The organism is Aeromonas sp. AE23HZ002T15 (assembly GCF_054165525.2).
This window is the reverse complement of record NZ_CM201342.1, coordinates 2,790,484-2,806,265: the sequence shown is the minus strand read 5'-3', so window position 1 is coordinate 2,806,265 and position 15,782 is coordinate 2,790,484. Positions and strand designations below refer to the sequence as shown.

At 63.2% G+C, this 15,782-nt stretch carries 10 protein-coding genes; 4 read left to right on the top strand and 6 right to left on the bottom strand.

The genetic code is table 11. The annotated features are described in order from the left end of the window. Nucleotides 1-523 precede the first annotated feature (523 nt). The 6 genes from ACT5M9_RS13050 to ACT5M9_RS13025 form a co-directional block, all read right to left on the bottom strand. Nucleotides 524-2,257: a methyl-accepting chemotaxis protein gene (locus tag ACT5M9_RS13050; RefSeq protein WP_457982524.1), complete on the bottom strand. Its 1,734-nt coding sequence runs from the start codon at nucleotides 2,255-2,257 to the stop codon at nucleotides 524-526. Nucleotides 2,258-2,315: 58 nt separating this feature from the next. After that, nucleotides 2,316-3,326, bottom strand: a complete 1,011-nt coding sequence (gene mglC / locus ACT5M9_RS13045) for a galactose/methyl galactoside ABC transporter permease MglC (protein ID WP_438551483.1) — start codon at nucleotides 3,324-3,326, stop codon at nucleotides 2,316-2,318. A gap of 15 nt (nucleotides 3,327-3,341) precedes the next feature. After that, entirely contained in the window at nucleotides 3,342-4,862 is a 1,521-nt protein-coding gene (mglA, locus tag ACT5M9_RS13040) for a galactose/methyl galactoside ABC transporter ATP-binding protein MglA (RefSeq protein WP_438551482.1), read from the bottom strand. A 54-nt stretch (nucleotides 4,863-4,916) separates the two neighbouring features. Further along, nucleotides 4,917-5,903, bottom strand: coding sequence for a galactose/glucose ABC transporter substrate-binding protein MglB (gene mglB, locus ACT5M9_RS13035; RefSeq protein ID WP_438551481.1), 987 nt, complete (start codon nucleotides 5,901-5,903; stop codon nucleotides 4,917-4,919). 223 nt (nucleotides 5,904-6,126) lie between these two features. Further along, entirely contained in the window at nucleotides 6,127-9,180 is a 3,054-nt protein-coding gene (locus tag ACT5M9_RS13030; protein WP_457982526.1) for a beta-galactosidase, read from the bottom strand. Nucleotides 9,181-10,199: 1,019 nt separating this feature from the next. Next, entirely contained in the window at nucleotides 10,200-11,204 is a 1,005-nt protein-coding gene (locus tag ACT5M9_RS13025) for a substrate-binding domain-containing protein (RefSeq protein WP_457982527.1), read from the bottom strand. 215 nt (nucleotides 11,205-11,419) lie between these two features. On the opposite strand from ACT5M9_RS13025, the gene galE reads away from it, so the two are divergent. The 4 genes from galE to galM all read left to right on the top strand — a co-directional run bounded on the left by galE (nucleotide 11,420) and on the right by galM (nucleotide 15,761). Beyond that, nucleotides 11,420-12,433 (top strand): UDP-glucose 4-epimerase GalE, encoded by a 1,014-nt coding sequence (gene galE / locus ACT5M9_RS13020; protein ID WP_457982528.1) that lies wholly within the window; start codon nucleotides 11,420-11,422, stop codon nucleotides 12,431-12,433. Between the two features lie 102 nt (nucleotides 12,434-12,535). After that, nucleotides 12,536-13,594, top strand: coding sequence for a UDP-glucose--hexose-1-phosphate uridylyltransferase (locus ACT5M9_RS13015; RefSeq protein ID WP_457982529.1), 1,059 nt, complete (start codon nucleotides 12,536-12,538; stop codon nucleotides 13,592-13,594). Continuing rightward, a complete protein-coding gene (galK, locus tag ACT5M9_RS13010; protein WP_457982530.1) occupies nucleotides 13,591-14,739 on the top strand; it encodes a galactokinase in 1,149 nt (382 codons plus the stop codon). Before ACT5M9_RS13015 ends, galK begins: the two co-directional genes overlap by 4 nt. 23 nt (nucleotides 14,740-14,762) lie before the next feature. Beyond that, entirely contained in the window at nucleotides 14,763-15,761 is a 999-nt protein-coding gene (gene galM / locus ACT5M9_RS13005) for a galactose-1-epimerase (protein ID WP_457982651.1), read from the top strand. Nucleotides 15,762-15,782 lie beyond the last annotated feature (21 nt).

Genomic DNA, 15,782 nt, shown 5'->3' with positions numbered 1-15,782 from the left:
AAGATAAGATCGAAAAACCTGCCATAAAAAATCACAACATCATGATTAATAAAGATAAAGCTATTCCATCGTTTCCTGGGAAACGAGTTGGGTAAAAACGTTTTTCAGCGTGCCGTTGTCGTCCCTCCCGAAATCCTTATAGTTACTCCTGCACGGACGCAATGAAGTCGGTCAGGAAGACTGGCTGCCAGGGTTGGGCAAATGGACTCACCACAGGATGTGGTAAAGGACACCTCCCAGGACGGAGAAAGTGCGACGGGAATGGATGACTCGTCAGGCCATGATGGCTAAAGGACACCCCAAAGGATTGGGAAGGGGAAACCTAAAGGAAGAGGTATAGTCAGGGATTGCAGGGAGCAACTTCGTTCAAGGACATGAACGATAAGACTATCGGGGGCGACGCAAGTCGCCCCCATCTTTTTTGCCTGTTTTTTGGCTTTTTCATTGGCTGTCCGGCGTTCTGGCCGGAGCGATCCCGGCCAGCCGATGCCTCACTTCATCGATGATGTCTCACTGCAAAGGGTCATTGCAAACGGAAGTGCCCCACTATCTCCCTCAGCCTGTCGTAGGTGCGCTGCATGGACGCCGAACTCTCCACCGTCCGCTCGCCGTTACCCTTGAGCTGGGTGATCACCTCGGCGATGGCACTCATGTTGCGATTGATCTCCTCGGCGACCGCACTCTGCTGTTCCGCTGCCGTGGCGATGTGGCTGATGAGATCGTTGATCTCCACCACCTCCCCCGCCATGGCATCCAGGGACGCATTCACCTTGCCGGTGTTCTCTGCTGCATCCTGACAGCTCTGACGGGTGTTGCCCATGGCCTCCACCACAGTCTGGGTGCCCCGCTGCAATCGGCTCAGCATGGTCTGGATCTCCGCGGTGCTCTGCTGGGTGCGCCCGGCCAGGGAGCGCACCTCGTCGGCTACCACGGCGAAGCCGCGCCCCTGCTCGCCGGCCCGGGCCGCCTCGATGGCCGCGTTGAGGGCCAGCAAATTGGTCTGCTCGGCGATGCCGCCGATGACCCCCAGGATGGAGCCAATCTGCTGCACATCCTGCTGCATGGCGGCGATGGAGCTGGCGGTGGTCTCCACCTCGGCCACCAGCGCGGTCACGCTGCCCATGGCCCTGTCCACCACCTGCCGTGACTCGCTGGCCAGCTGCTGGCTCTGGCCCGTCAGCTGGGCCGTGCTGGCCGCGCTCTCCGACACCGAGATGGCGGTACGGCTCATCTCGTTGATGGCGGTGACCACCTGCTCCGTCTCCCGTACATGTTCCGCCAGCAGCCCCTGGGCCGAACCCGTCTGCCTGGCGAGATCCGAGATCCCCTCGTTGAGTTGACCGCTGGCCTTGCTGACCTCCCCCATCATCTCCTGCAGCCGCTCGATGAAGCGGTTGATACCGGCGGAGATCTGGCCGAGATCGTCCTTGCTGGTGACCGCCAGGCGACGGGTCAGATCCCCGCTGCCTTGGGACAGCTCCTGCACCAGATCCCGCAGGGAGAGGATGGGCCTATAGGCCAGGTTAAGCGCCACCATGGAGAGGATCAGCACCAGAACCGCCACCCCCAGCAGGGCCAGGGTGATCTTGCCGTTGAGGGCCTGGGTCATGGTCCGGATATGGTCCAGATCCACGTAGCCAGTCAGGGTCCACTGGCTGCCCCGGATGTCCAGCGAATTGGGCCGCGCCTCGCTCTCCCCTTGGGGCTTGCCGTCGTGGAGCACGTGGCCCTGGCTGTCGGTCAGGGAGAAGTAGCGCCCCTCCCCGCTCACCTGCTCCAGCAGGGCCTTGAACTCGCTCATGTCGAGGTAATAGAGGTAGGCGGAATCCGCCCCCCGCGGTACCAGGATGGAGATGACCGGCTTGCCGTCCAGCTGCTCCAGAGGGCTGACGGTGATCCGGTTGTTAGCGGCGGGGATCAACTTGCGCAGGGCCTCGACCCTGGCCGGGTCGTCGATGACCCCGTTCACGTCGAACGCCATGTCGCCCACCAGCTTGACGATATTGTGGAAGCCGGTCTCCTGCAGGGCCTTCTTGACGCTGGTCACCCCCAGGTTGAGGTTGGCCGCCAGCAGCACCCGCTGGTTGATGTCCCCCGCCAGCTTCTCCTTGACCAGGGTGATCTGCTCGTTGATGTTCTCGGTGGCCTGGGTGCGGATGTAGCCGCTGATGAAGTGATTGACGCTGAGCCAGGCGGTGCCGATGGTGACCAGGATGGCGAGCAGCAGGAGGACGTTGATCTTGACTTTGAATGGCATGGGATGGGTCCCTCCAAATAGAGAGGGCCGGAATTGCTCCAGCCCTCTCTGCCAATGCTTACTTCTTCTTGGCGTACTTCATGGAGTCCAGTGCGACCGCCAGTATGATGATGCCGCCCTTGATGATGAACTGCCAGTAGGGGCTGACACCGATATAGGTCAGACCGTAGTTGATCAGGGTGAAGATGAGCACCCCCGTGATGACCCCGGCCACCGTACCCACGCCACCGGCGAAGGAGACCCCGCCCACCACGCAGGCCGCGATGGCATCGAGCTCATACATGAAGCCCAGGTTGTTGGTGGCGCTGCCGATCCGGCCCGCTTCCAGCATGCCGCCGAAGGCGTAGAAGACACCGGCAAGGGCATAGATCATCACCAGGTTGACGGCCACGTTGACGCCGGACACCTTGGCGGCTTCCGGGTTGCCACCGATGGCGAAGATGTTCTTGCCGAAGCGGGTCTTGTTCCACAGCACCCAGACGAACACGCTGGCGATGGCCGCATAGAAGGTCAGATACGATAGTTTAAAGCCACCAATCCTGATAAACCCCTGCGCGAAGCTGGAGAAGCGGGGATCGAAGCCGGCCACCGGGGAGGCGCCCACGGAGTCGAAGTACAGCGAGTTGATGCCGTAGACGATGATCATGGTGCCCAGGGTGGTGATGAAGGGGGTCACGTTCAGGTAGGCCACGATCAGGCCGTTGATGAGACCGATCACGGCACCCACGGCGCAGACCAGCAGGATCACCACCGGGATGGGCACCTCCCCCAGGCTGGGGAACACCTTGTTGACGTTGGTCAGGGCCTGCAGCATGGTGGCCGCAATCAGGGCCGCCAGGCCCACCTGGCGACCGGCCGACAGGTCAGTCCCCTGGGTGATGATGATGCCCGCCACCCCGAGGGCGATGATGATCCGCACCGAGGACTGGGTCAGGATGTTGCTGAAGTTGGTGAGGCTCAGGAAGGAAGGCTCCTTGATCACGATGACCATGAGCAGCACCAGCAGCACCACATAGATGCCGTTCTCTTTGAGCGCCTGCATCAGATTGAATTTTTTAGCCGACTCCATAAATGTCTTCCTGTCTTATAGGTACAGAGATGCCAGGCGCAGGATCTCGCTCTGGTCAGTTTCTTTGGTGTTGACGATCCCCGCGACCCGGCCATTGCTCATGACCATGATGCGGTCCGTGATCCCCAGCAGTTCGGGCATTTCGGAGGAGATGATGACGATCCCCTTGTCCTTCTTGGCCAGCTCCAGAATGAGCTGATAGATCTCGAACTTGGCCCCCACGTCGATGCCGCGGGTCGGTTCGTCCAGCATCAGGATCTCGGGCTGGGTCAATAGCCAGCGACCTATGATGACCTTCTGCTGGTTGCCGCCGGAGAGGCTGCCGATCTGGGTCTGCTGGGTCGGTGTCTTGACCCGCATGGAGTCGATGACCCACTGGGTATCGCTCTTCATCTTGTTGTCGCTGAGCAGCCCCATGGAGCCCTTGTAGCTGTCCATGTTGGCGATCAGGGAGTTGAAGGCGATGTCGAGGCGGGAGTAGATGCCGGTGGAGCGGCGCTCCTCGGTCACCAGGGCGAAGCCGTTCTGGATCGCCTCGTGGGCGGTATGGTTCGCCACCTCTTTACCGTGCAGCCTGATGCTTCCTTCGCTGCGATCGCGGATGCCGAACAGGGTCTCGACGATGTCGGTGCGCTTGGCCCCCACCAGACCGGCGATGCCGAGGATCTCCCCCTTGTGCAGGTTGAAGGTGATGTCCTGGATGGAGGGTTGGTTCTTGGCCGTCAGGTGCTCGACCTCGAGGATGACCTCTTTCGGCTCATTGGTTTTTTCCGGGAAGCGCTGGGTCAGCTCACGACCGACCATCATGCCGATGATCTGATCCATGGTCATGCCCTGGAGCGGCCGGGTATCCACCCACTGCCCATCCCGCAATATGGTGATCTCGTCGCACAACTGGAAGATCTCTTCCATCTTGTGGGAGATGTAGACGATGCCGCAGCCCTTCTCCTTGAGCTTGTTGATGATTTTGAAGAGGTGATTGACCTCCTTCTCGGTCAGGGAGGAGGTGGGCTCATCCATGATGACGATCTTGGCGTCATAGGAGAACGCCTTGGCGATCTCGATCATCTGCATCTGGGAGACGGACAGGGTGCCGACCTTGACCCTGGGGTCTATGTCGATGTCCAGCTCGTCGAAGATGTGTTTGGTCTCTTCATACATCTTGCCGTGGTCAACGAACCACCCCTTGGTGGGGTAGCGGCCGAGCCACATGTTGTCCATCACGGTGCGTTGCAACACCAGGTTCAGCTCCTGGTGCACCATGGAGACGCCATTCTCCAGCGCCTCCTTGGAGGAGGTGAAGTTGATCTCCTCCCCCTTGAAGAAGATCTTGCCCTCATCCTTCTCATAGATGCCGAACAAGCACTTGAGCAGCGTGGATTTCCCCGCGCCATTCTCGCCCATCAACGCATGCACAGAATGAGGACGGACCCGTAAATTGACTTTATCGAGTGCCTTGACGCCAGGGAAACTCTTACTGACGTCAATCATCTCCAACAGCCATTCTGATTGTTGCCGTGTTGTCATATCAGCCATCACATCTGGTTGGAACAGAGGGCAAGGGGGTCACCCTTGCCCGGGAGGAGGGAATTACTCGAACTGGGACAGGTTGTCTTTATCCACGCCCACGTAAGGAACACGCACGATCTTGTTGTCGATCTTCCAGTTGGTGCCTTCACCGGCCGGCTTGCCTTCGGCCAGGTTCTTGGACAGATCGAAGGTCGCCTTGGCCTGGTTGGCCGCATCGTTCAGCACGGTACCCGCCATGGCACCGCTCTTGACCATGGCCAGGGCTTCCGGCAGGGCGTCGACGCCGAACACCGGGATGGCGCTCTTGCCCTGGGCTTTCAGGGATTCAACAGCCCCCATCGCCATGCCGTCGTTGTTGGCGATGACCACTTCGATCTTGTTGGCGTTCGGGCCGGAGATCCAGGCGTCCATCTTGTCTTTCGCCATGGCGGTATCCCACATACCGGTATCCATGTGCAGCTGCTGGGTCTTGATGCCGCCATCGTTCAGGGTCTTGACGACATAGGTGGTACGGGCTTCCGCATCCGGGTGACCCGGCTCGCCCTTGAGCAGCACGAACTGGATGACGCCATCCTTGTTCAGATCCCACTCCGGGTGTGCCTTCCAGTGCTTGGCGATCAGCTGGCCCTGGATGATGCCTGACTCCTTGGAGTCGGTGCCCACGTAGTAGGCCTTGTCATAGCTGGCCATGTCCGCCGCGCTCGGTTCCTTGTTGTAAAACACCACGGGGATCTCGTCGGCACGGGCCTTCTCGATCACGACAGAGGCCGCCGCCGGGTCGACCAGGTTGATGGCCAGCGCCTTCACGCCCTTGGCCAGCAGCACGTCGATCTGGTCATTCTGCTTGGACTGGTCGTTCTGGGAGTCGTTCATCAGCAGCTCGACACCCGGATTCGCCGCCGCTTCCTTCTCGATGGCCTTGCGCACTACTGCCATGAAGTTGTCGTCATACTTGTAGACGGTGACCCCGATGCGGGTGTCGGCCTGGGCTTGGGCTCCCGCCATCAGTCCCATCAGCAGGGTGGCGACTGTCGTGAGTTTTTTCATTGTTATGCTCCGATCTCTGTATCTGTTTTTGTAGGGAATGCTGTACACCATCTGAGCTGGCGCCAGCCTAATGTAATCAATTTGTTGTCCGACGTTCTGTGATCCTGACAACAAAATGAAAACGTTTACACTCTGTTACATAGACATGAAACCCATAAGAATCAATGAAATACAAAGCATGAAGACTCTATTGGATTCCTGTGCCGTTACCAGGGGATCAGACTCAGCGTAGAACACAGTTCCAATAGTAGCTCCCCGGTTGCAACCAATATTCCGGCCGCACGCTCTGGCTCCAGGAGTCATCCCCGCCCACCCCCATGTGGAAGCCGTCGAGGCACAGATGCAGTCCCCCCTCGGCCACCAGGTCGGTCTGATGACGGGCTGCCGCGAGCTGTTGCTGGCTGTAGCGGCTGAGGCTGAAGTGGAAGCGGCCCCGGATGTCGAGCTCCCCCAGCCGCAGCTGACGGGTGTCGCAGCGCAGCCCGTTGTCGGTCGGGAACACATAGGGGGTGTGCAAGCCGTCTAGCGGCAGCTGCCAGCGGCCCTGGTCGGCGGCGAGCAACCTGTCCGGGTAGTTCTCGTGGGGGCCGCGCCCCAGCCAGCTCACCTCATCCGTCTTGGCCATCACCTCATCCACCAGCCAGAGCCGGGCGCCGATGCGAGGCAGGGAAGGCATGCCCGGGGCCACCTCCACCTCGATGGTGAGGTGCATGGCACCATCGGCACCGAAACCGTGCCGCCAGCGGGTCAGCAGCTTGAGGTCGTCGCCGGCGAAGTAGCCATGGGTCACCACTATCACCCCCTGCTCCGGGCTCGCCGTCATGCCGAGGCAGCGGTGCTGCAGCGTGTTCAGGCCCGCCTCCTGCCAGCGGGCAATCCAGGCGTTGGGATCCGCGTGATCCGCCTCGCTGGTGCCGATGTCGTTGTCGAGCGGTGCCCGGTAGAAGTGATCGGCGATGGCGCCCTTCAGTTGCTCGCGGCCCTGTTTGCGCCAGTGGCGGATGCGACCGCTGACCTTGTCCAGTTGCCACTCACTGCCTGTGGCGGTGGCCAGCCAGTGATCCGGCTGCTCCAGCAAGGCCGTGCTGTGGAATGCCGCTGGCAATGCCAGGGGGGATGGCAGAATGAACTGCTGACGGGCCGCCTCGTGGCCCGCCTCGGCCCAGGCCGTGGCATCCGGCTGCACTATGGCCAGATCCAGGGAGACCAGGGCTCCCGGGGTGAAGGCCGGCGGCTGCTCGAGCAGGGTCAGCGTCACGCCGGTCAGGGGGGCCAGGCAGAGTGGGCATTCACCCTCCTGCAGCACCCGACCGTCCTCCCGCAGCTGCCAGCGCAGCCGCTCGTTGTCCGTGATGCGGAACAGATAGTCGCTCAATACCTCCACCACCAGCGGCCGCTGGCTCACCAGCCTCATCTCGAACGGCTGCTGAGCCCGCTTCGCTTCGGCCAGGGCGGGATGGGGCGTCCGGTCCGGGAACAGCAGGCCGTTGCAGCAGAACTGGCGGTCGTTGGGGCTGTCACCGAAGTCGCCGCCATAGGCCCAGAAGTGGCGGCCGTCGTCGGTCCGTTTGTCGAGCCCCTGATCCACCCAATCCCAGACGAAGCCGCCTTGCAGGCGAGGGTGGGTGCGAAACGCCCGCCAATACTCGGCATAGCCCCCCAGGCTGTTGCCCATGGCGTGGGCGTATTCACACAGGATCAGCGGCCGGGTCTCGCCGGGCAGGCCGATCCACTTGGCCAGCGCCCACTTGGGTACCGCCGGGAAGGGTTGATCCTGATGGGTGCGGGCATACATGGGGCAGATGATGTCGGTGGCCGGGGTGTCGGCACCGCCCCCCTCGTACTGGACGGGGCGGCTGGGGTCGCTCCCCTTGATCCACTGGTACATGGCGTCGTGGGCCGGGCCGTAACCGGACTCGTTGCCGAGGGACCAGATGATGATGCTGGGATGGTTGAAGTCCCGCACCACCATGCGGGTCACCCGCTCTAGGAAGGCGCCGCTCCAGGCGGGATCCCGCGCCAGCCTGCCCATGGGGGTCATGCCATGGGTCTCCAGGTTCGCCTCGTCCACCACGTAGAGGCCGAGCCGATCGCACAGGCGATAGAACTCCGGGTGATTGGGGTAGTGGGAGCAGCGCACCGCGTTGAAGTTGTTCTGCTTCATCAACCGCAGATCCTGCTCCATGGCGGCCCGGGTCACCACGTGGCCGAGGGCGGGATCGTGCTCGTGGCGGTTGGCGCCGCGAATGAGCAGGGGCTGGCCGTTGACCCGCAGCAGACCGCCACGGATCTCTACCGCCCGGAAGCCCACGTCATAGGCCTCGCTCTCGATGCACTCACCCTGCTCGTCCAGCAAGGTCAGCGTCAGCCGGTAGAGATAGGGGGTCTCGGCACTCCACTTGTGGGGGGCGGCGACCTCCAGCCAGAGCTCGCTCCTGTCCTCAAAGGCCCCCTTCTCGTCGATGGGCGCCGTGCCGAGGGGTTGGCGCTTGCTGACGACCCTGGCATCGCCAAAGTAGAGGTGCGCCTGCACCGCCAGCCCGGCGCCGGTATTCACCTGCACATCCAGCTTGAGGCGGGCATCCCGGTAGCAGGCATCCAGCACCGGGGTCAGCCGCACGTCCATCAGCTGGCGCTCCGGTTTGTGCAACAGGCTGACGGAGCGGAAGATGCCGGAGAGGCGCCACATGTCCTGATCTTCGAGGTAGGAGCCATCGGACCAGCGCAGCACCAGGGCCGCCAGCCGGTTGGGGCCGGCCTGCAGGAAGGGGGTCAGATCGAATTCGGCCGGCAGTCGGCTGTCCTGGGAGTAGCCGACCCAGCGGCCGTTGCAGAACAGATGGAAGGCGCTGTCCACCCCGTCGAAGATGATGCGGGTCTGGCCGCTGGCCAGCCAGTGGGCGGGCAGTTCAAATTCCCGGGAATAGCAGCCGGTGGGATTCTCGGCCGGCACCCTGGGGGGATCGCAGGGGAAGGGGTACTTGATATTGGTGTAGATGGGGCGATCGAAGCCCTGCAACTGCCAATTGCCGGGTACCCGAACCGCGACGGCATCCGCCAGATCCTGCTCGAGCCACTCGCCCGGCACCTGCTCCGGCGCCTCGAAGAAGGAGAACTGCCAGTCACCATCCAGCAGTAGGCGCGAGGGGGACGGAGTCCCGGCGCGGGCATCCGCCTCGCTGCGCCAGCTGGACAGGGGAGTGTGAGCGGGCAAGCGGTTGACGGCGGTGATCGCCTGGGTCTGCCAATCCTGACGGGCCAAGATCTCCCTGAGCATCCTTATCTCTCCCTGTATTGAGTCGCGTCGATGAAAACGTCTGCAGTGTAGGAGAGTTTGATGCGGGAAACGGCGATCCCGCTCACACAGGTGTAAACGATTACACTGCAAATGTTAAGTAAAACGGAGTAAAAATGATTAAAGATGAGTAAAAATCCGATCCTCGTCATGGGGGCGCCGGGAACGAGGGAAAAACAAGGAAACGGAGAAAGGGGGAAAGGGGGAAGAAGCGCCTGACGCAGCGAAGAGGCTGAGCGTTCAACCGGGAGGCAGGGGAGCGAATGGCGGTTGCCAGACTAGGCATGCGGGACTGTGCCGTGCCAACCGCCATCGACACAGGCATCAGGAGATTCAGGAGATACATTGGTGCCGCCAAGGCGACGGTCCGGCTCAGGCTTGATATGCAGCCATGGCGCATATGGTGATCGCGGCTGGCACTTGACCGGAAGGCTTGGAGTAGGGATTGATCGGCGGCTTGGCGTACAGGCGCGACATAGGGCTATCCATCACGCCCCAGTCATCGAGGCTGACTCAGAGCCTGACCGTCGCTACCGAATGACGATGGATCAGCGGTTTGGCGTACAGGCGCGACATAGAGCCATCCATCACGCCGTCGCCATCGAGGCTAATTCAGAGTCTGACCGGCGCCACCGAATGACGATGGATCAGCGGCTTGGCGTGTAGACACGGCATAGAGCCATCCATTACGCCGCGGCCATCGAGGCTCACTCAGAGCCTGACCGGCGCCACCGAATGGCGATTGATCGGCGGTTTGGCCTACAGGCGCGACATAGAGCCATCCATCCACCGCGGCCATCGAAGCTCACTCAGAGCCTGACCAGCGCCACCGAATGACGATGGATCAGCGGCTGTAGACGCGGCATAGGGCTATCCATCACGCCGCCGCCATCGAGGCTGACTCAGAGCCTGACCGGCGCCACCGAACGACGATGGATCAGCGGCTTGGCGTGTAGACGCGGCATAGGGTTATCCGGCACGCCGCCACCATCGAGGTGGGCTCAGAGCCTGACCGGCGCTACCGAATGACGATTGATCAGGGTCGGGGTGTAGACACGGCTTGCCACTACCTCGCTCTCGCCGGCCGCCAGTTGCAGCGCCAGCTTGGCGGCCTGGGCCGCCATCAACTCGATGGGGTAGCGCATGGTGGAGAGCTTGGGTCTCAGATACCTGGCATAGATGATGTCATCGAAGCCCACCACCGAGACCTCTTCCGGCACCTTGAGGCCGTTGTCCGCCAGCACAGAGATGGCCCCCGCCGCCATGGCGTCGTTATAGGCCACCACGGCGGTGATGGGCAGCCCCTTGGCCAGCAGGTTGAGCATGGCACGCTCCCCCCCCTCTTCATTGGGCACACCGCTCTCCACCAGTTCGGGATCCACCGGGATGCCGGCCTCCAGCAGGGCATCCTGATAGCCCTGATGGCGCAAGATCGCATCCTCGATCGCGTGATCCGAGCTGACGAAGGCGATATGGCGGTGGCCCAGATCCAGCAGATGACGGGTGGCCGTCGCAGCCCCCTGCCGGTTGTTGAGGGAGATGCAGCGTCCCTTCAGCGCCGGAATGTCGCGGTTGATCAGCACCATGCCGGGGGAACGATGGGCATAGTCGATCAGCTCCTCATCGCTCAGCGCCTTGCTGTGCACCACCAGCGCATCGCAGCGTTTGCCGATCAGCAGCTCGATGGCGGCCCGCTCCGACTCCGCCTTGTGAAAACCATTACCCATCAAGAGGTGCAACCCCTGCTCCACCGCCACCCCGGCGACTCCCTTGACCAGGGCGCCGAAGAAGGGATCGGCCACGTCGCCCACCACCACGCCCATGGTGTCACAGGTCTGGCTGACCAGCGCCCGCGCGTTGGCATTGGGGGTATAGCCCAGCTCGGCCATGGCTTTCTGGACGACCTCGCGAGAGGCGGCGCTGGCCTTGGGTGAGTTGTTCATCACCCGTGAAACCGTTGCCACCGAAACATTGGCCAAACGGGCGACATCCTTGATGGTGCTCATGCTGTTTTCACTTATTTCACTGTGCAAGACGAGGTCATTATACCGAGCAATCCCACTGATAACAGGGGAAAAACCAAGATGACCCCTGTTTTGCTCCTCCCAAGAAGTGTAATCGTTTACACAAAGTGTTACCCCGCTCACAGTTTGGGAGTGAACCCCTCGGCTAGACTCCTGCTCAGACAGTTCAAGCAGGGAGAACAAACGTGGAGAAGAGGATGAAGGTACTGGTCACCGGCGGTTGCGGCTATATCGGCAGCCACACCTGTCTCGCCTTGCAGGCCGCCGGCATGGAGCCCGTGGTGGTAGACAACCTGTGCAACAGCAAGCGAGCCGTCTTGGCCAGGATAGCCGCCATCAGTGGCCGGGAGCCCCTGTTTTACGAGGGAGACATCCGTGACGAGGCGCTGCTGACGCGCATCTTCGACGAGCAGGAGATAGCCGCCGTCATCCACTTCGCCGCCCTCAAGGCGGTCGGTGAGTCCACCCGCATTCCCCTCGCCTACTACCAGAACAACCTCAGCGGCACCCTGGTGCTGTTGGAAGCCATGAAGAAGGCCGGCGTCCACAACCTGGTGTTCAGCTCCTCCGCCACCGTCTACGGCGATCCGGCAACGACTCCCATCCGGGAGGAGTTCCCCCGCAGCGCCACCAATCCCTACGGGCGATCCAAGCTGATCATCGAGGAGATACTCGAGGATCTGCAGGCGGCCGAGCCCCACTGGAGCATGACGCTGCTGCGCTACTTCAACCCGGTCGGCGCCCATGAATCCGGCACCATGGGGGAGGATCCGCAAGGCACACCGAACAATCTGATGCCCTTCCTGACCCAGGTCGCCATCGGCCGCCGTGACTACCTCTCCATATTTGGAAACGATTACAACACACCGGACGGCACCGGGGTGCGCGACTACATCCATGTGATGGATCTCGCCGAGGGGCACGTCAAGGCACTGCACCACTGCGCAAACCGGGGCGGCGTTCACACCTACAATCTGGGGACGGGCCAGGGCCAGAGCGTGCTGCAGATGGTCGCGGCCTTCGAGCTGGCCAGCGGCCGCCCCCTGCCCTATCGCATCGAGCCGAGGCGCCCGGGGGACATCGCCGAGTGCTGGGCCGATCCGGCCAAGGCCGAGCGCGAGCTGGGCTGGCGTGCCAGCCGGGATCTCGCGGCCATGTGTGCCGACAGCTGGCGCTGGCAGTCCGCCAACCCGAACGGTTACGAGGCGTGATGTCCGTTTTTTCGCCCTTCTCCCCTCGCGGGAGAAGGGCCGGGGATGAGGGGCGTCAATCCCCTCCTCCGCAACCCTTTCATACAGCTTTGAGGAGTGATGATGTTCAACCCGGTTGATCACCCCCACCGTCGTTTCAACCCGCTGACCGGCCAATATGTGCTGGTCTCCCCCCACAGGGCCAAGCGCCCCTGGCAGGGGCAGGTCGAGAAGATAAGCCAGGCGCCGAGCCAGGCCCATGACCCCGACTGCTTCCTCTGCGCGGGCAACAAGCGCGTCACCGGTGATCAAAACCCCGACTATCGGGACACCTTCGTCTTCACCAACGACTTCGCCGCCCTGATGCAGGACACCCCGGCCGCCGCTGGCGAGCAGGATCCCCTGCTCAAGCTGGAGGCCGCCCGGGGCACCAGCCGGGTCATCTGCTTCTCGCCGGATCACGGCAAGACCCTGCCCGAGCTGCCATTGCCCGCCATCGAGGCGGTGATCCACACCTGGATGAGCCAGGTTGCCGAGCTGTCACAGCAGTGGGAATGGGTGCAAGTCTTCGAAAACAAGGGCGCCGTCATGGGCTGCTCCAACCCGCATCCCCACGGCCAGCTGTGGGGCAGCGACTTCCTGCCCAACGAAATCGCCCGCGAAGAAGAGAATCAGCGTGCCTGGCTGGCCGAGCATGGCAGCCCGCTGCTGCTGGACTATGTACAGCGGGAGCTGGCGGATCGCAGCCGCATCGTGGTGGAGACCGAGCACTGGCTGGCGGTGGTGCCGTTCTGGGCCGCCTGGCCGTTCGAGACCCTGCTGCTGCCCAAGGCCCATGTGCCCTCCATGCTGGATCTCGACCCGGCCCAGCAACAGGATCTTGCTGTGGCACTCAAGGAGCTCACCAGCCGCTACGACAACCTGTTCGAGTGCAGCTTCCCCTACTCCATGGGCTGGCATTTCGCACCGCCGAACTCGGATTGTCCGGAGGCCTGGCAGCTGCACGCCCACTTCTACCCGCCCCTGCTGCGCTCTGCGACAGTGCGCAAATTCATGGTGGGCTTCGAGATGCTGGCGGAGACCCAGCGCGATCTCACCCCGGAACAGGCGGCAGAGCGGCTGCGGGCACTCTCCCCCATTCACTACAACCAGACCAATCAAGCCAATGAGGTGACCCCATGACCCCCAGCCAACGCGTCAGCGCCGTCTATGCCGAGCAGTTTGAGCAGCAGCCCGACCTGCTGGTGCGCGCCCCCGGCCGCGTCAACCTCATCGGCGAGCACACCGACTACAACGACGGTTTCGTGCTGCCCTGCGCCATCGACTACGAGACCTGCGTCGCCATCGGCCTCCGCGGCGACAACCTGGTGCATGTGATCGCCGCCGACTACGGCAATCAGCGGGATCTGTTCGATCTCGCCCAACCCATCGGCCACCACCCGGATCAGCGCTGGAGCGACTACATCCGCGGCGTGGTGAAGTACCTGCAGGAGCGCGGCCATGCCCTGCGCGGCCTCAACCTGGTGGTCTCCGGCAACGTGCCCCAGGGCACAGGCCTCTCCTCCTCGGCGTCACTGGAGGTGGCCATAGGCCAGGCCTTCAAGGAGGCGCTGGGGCTGGACATCAGTCAGGCCGAGATCGCCCTCAACGGCCAGCAGGCGGAGAACCAGTTCGTCGGCTGCAACTGCGGCATCATGGATCAGATGATCTCCGCCAGCGGCGAGGTGGATCACGCCCTGCTGCTGGATTGCCGCTCCCTGGAGACCCGTCTCATCCCCATGCCGACGGATCTGGCGGTGCTCATCGTCAACTCCAACGTGCGCCGTGGCCTGGTGGACAGCGAATACAACACCCGTCGCCAGCAATGCGAGCACGCCGCCCGTCACTACGGGGTCAAGGCCCTGCGGGATCTGGATCTGACAACGCTGGAGGCGGGCAAGGTTGGGCTCGATGAGACCAGCTATCGCCGCGCCCGCCACGTGGTCGGCGAGAATGCCCGCACCCTGGCCGCCGCCGATGCCCTGGCGAGCGGCGATCTGGTGCGCCTCGGCGAGCTGATGGCCGAGTCCCACGCCGCCATGCGTGGCGACTTCGAGATAACGGTGCCGGCCATCGACGGTCTGGTGGAGATCATCAAGGGGCAGATCGGCACTCAGGGTGGCGTGCGCATGACCGGCGGCGGCTTCGGCGGCTGCGTGGTCGCCCTGCTGCGCCCGGAGCAGGTGGAGGCGGTGATCGCCAGGGTCGAGGCCGAATACCCGGCCCGCTTCGGCCTCAAGGCCGACTGCTATGTCTGCCGCGCCACCGCAGGGGCGGGACGGCTATGACCCGCACAGGACAGGAGGGGGCCATGACCCCCTTCGTGCTGGAGAACGAGGCGGGACTGCGCCTGCGCGGCCTCGACTTCGGCGCGACCCTGACCTCCCTCAGCCTGCCCGTGGGTGGGGAGCGGCGGGAAGTGTTGCTCGGCTGCGCCGACCAGGACTATCCGCTCCAACAGGTGTGGCTCGGAGCCGTGGCGGGACGCTTCGCCAACCGCATCGGCGGCGCCGAGCTGGTGCGAGACGGCCAGCGCTGGCCCCTGGATGCCAACCAGCCCCCCCACTGCCTGCACGGCGGTCGGGACGGCTTTCACCGCCGCCGCTGGCAGCTGGTCGAGCAGGGCGCAGACAGCGTCCGGCTGAGCCTGCTCTCCCCGGCGGGGGATCAGGGCTTCCCCGGCCAGCTGCGGGTGACCCTGGAGTACCGGCTGGAGAGGCAGGATCTGGTGATCGACTTTGAAGCCACCAGCGACGCCCCCACCCCGGTCAGCCTCACCAGCCACGCCTACTTCAACCTGGACGGTGATGGCCCCGAGGGAGATGTGCGCCAACACGCCATCACCCTGCGGGCGGATCACTTCCTGCCCACGGATGCCAGCGGCCTGCCCCTCGCCATCAGCCCGGTGGAGGGGCCCTTCGATCTGCGCGCCGAGCGCCTCATCGGCCAGGCCTGGCTGAGCCACTCCCAGCAGATGCAGGCCAAGGGCTATGACCACGCCTATCTGCTGCACGGGGCCGATCGGTTGAGCAAGTTCGGGCAGGCCTGGGCGGCCCGCGTGCACTCCACCGATCGGCAACTGGCGATGGAGGTCTATACCAATCAGCCCTCCTTGCAGTTCTACAGCGGCAACTGGCTCGCCAACACGCCGGATCGCACCGGCAGGAGCCATCGGGATCACGCCGGCTTCTGTCTGGAGGCCCAGCAGTTACCGGACAGCCCGAATCGCCCCGAGCTGGGGGATCCCTGGCTGCTGCCGGGCCAGCGCTATCATCACCAGACCCGTTACCGCTTTATCCCCACCCGCTGACACCTGTGCCCGGGCCGGCTC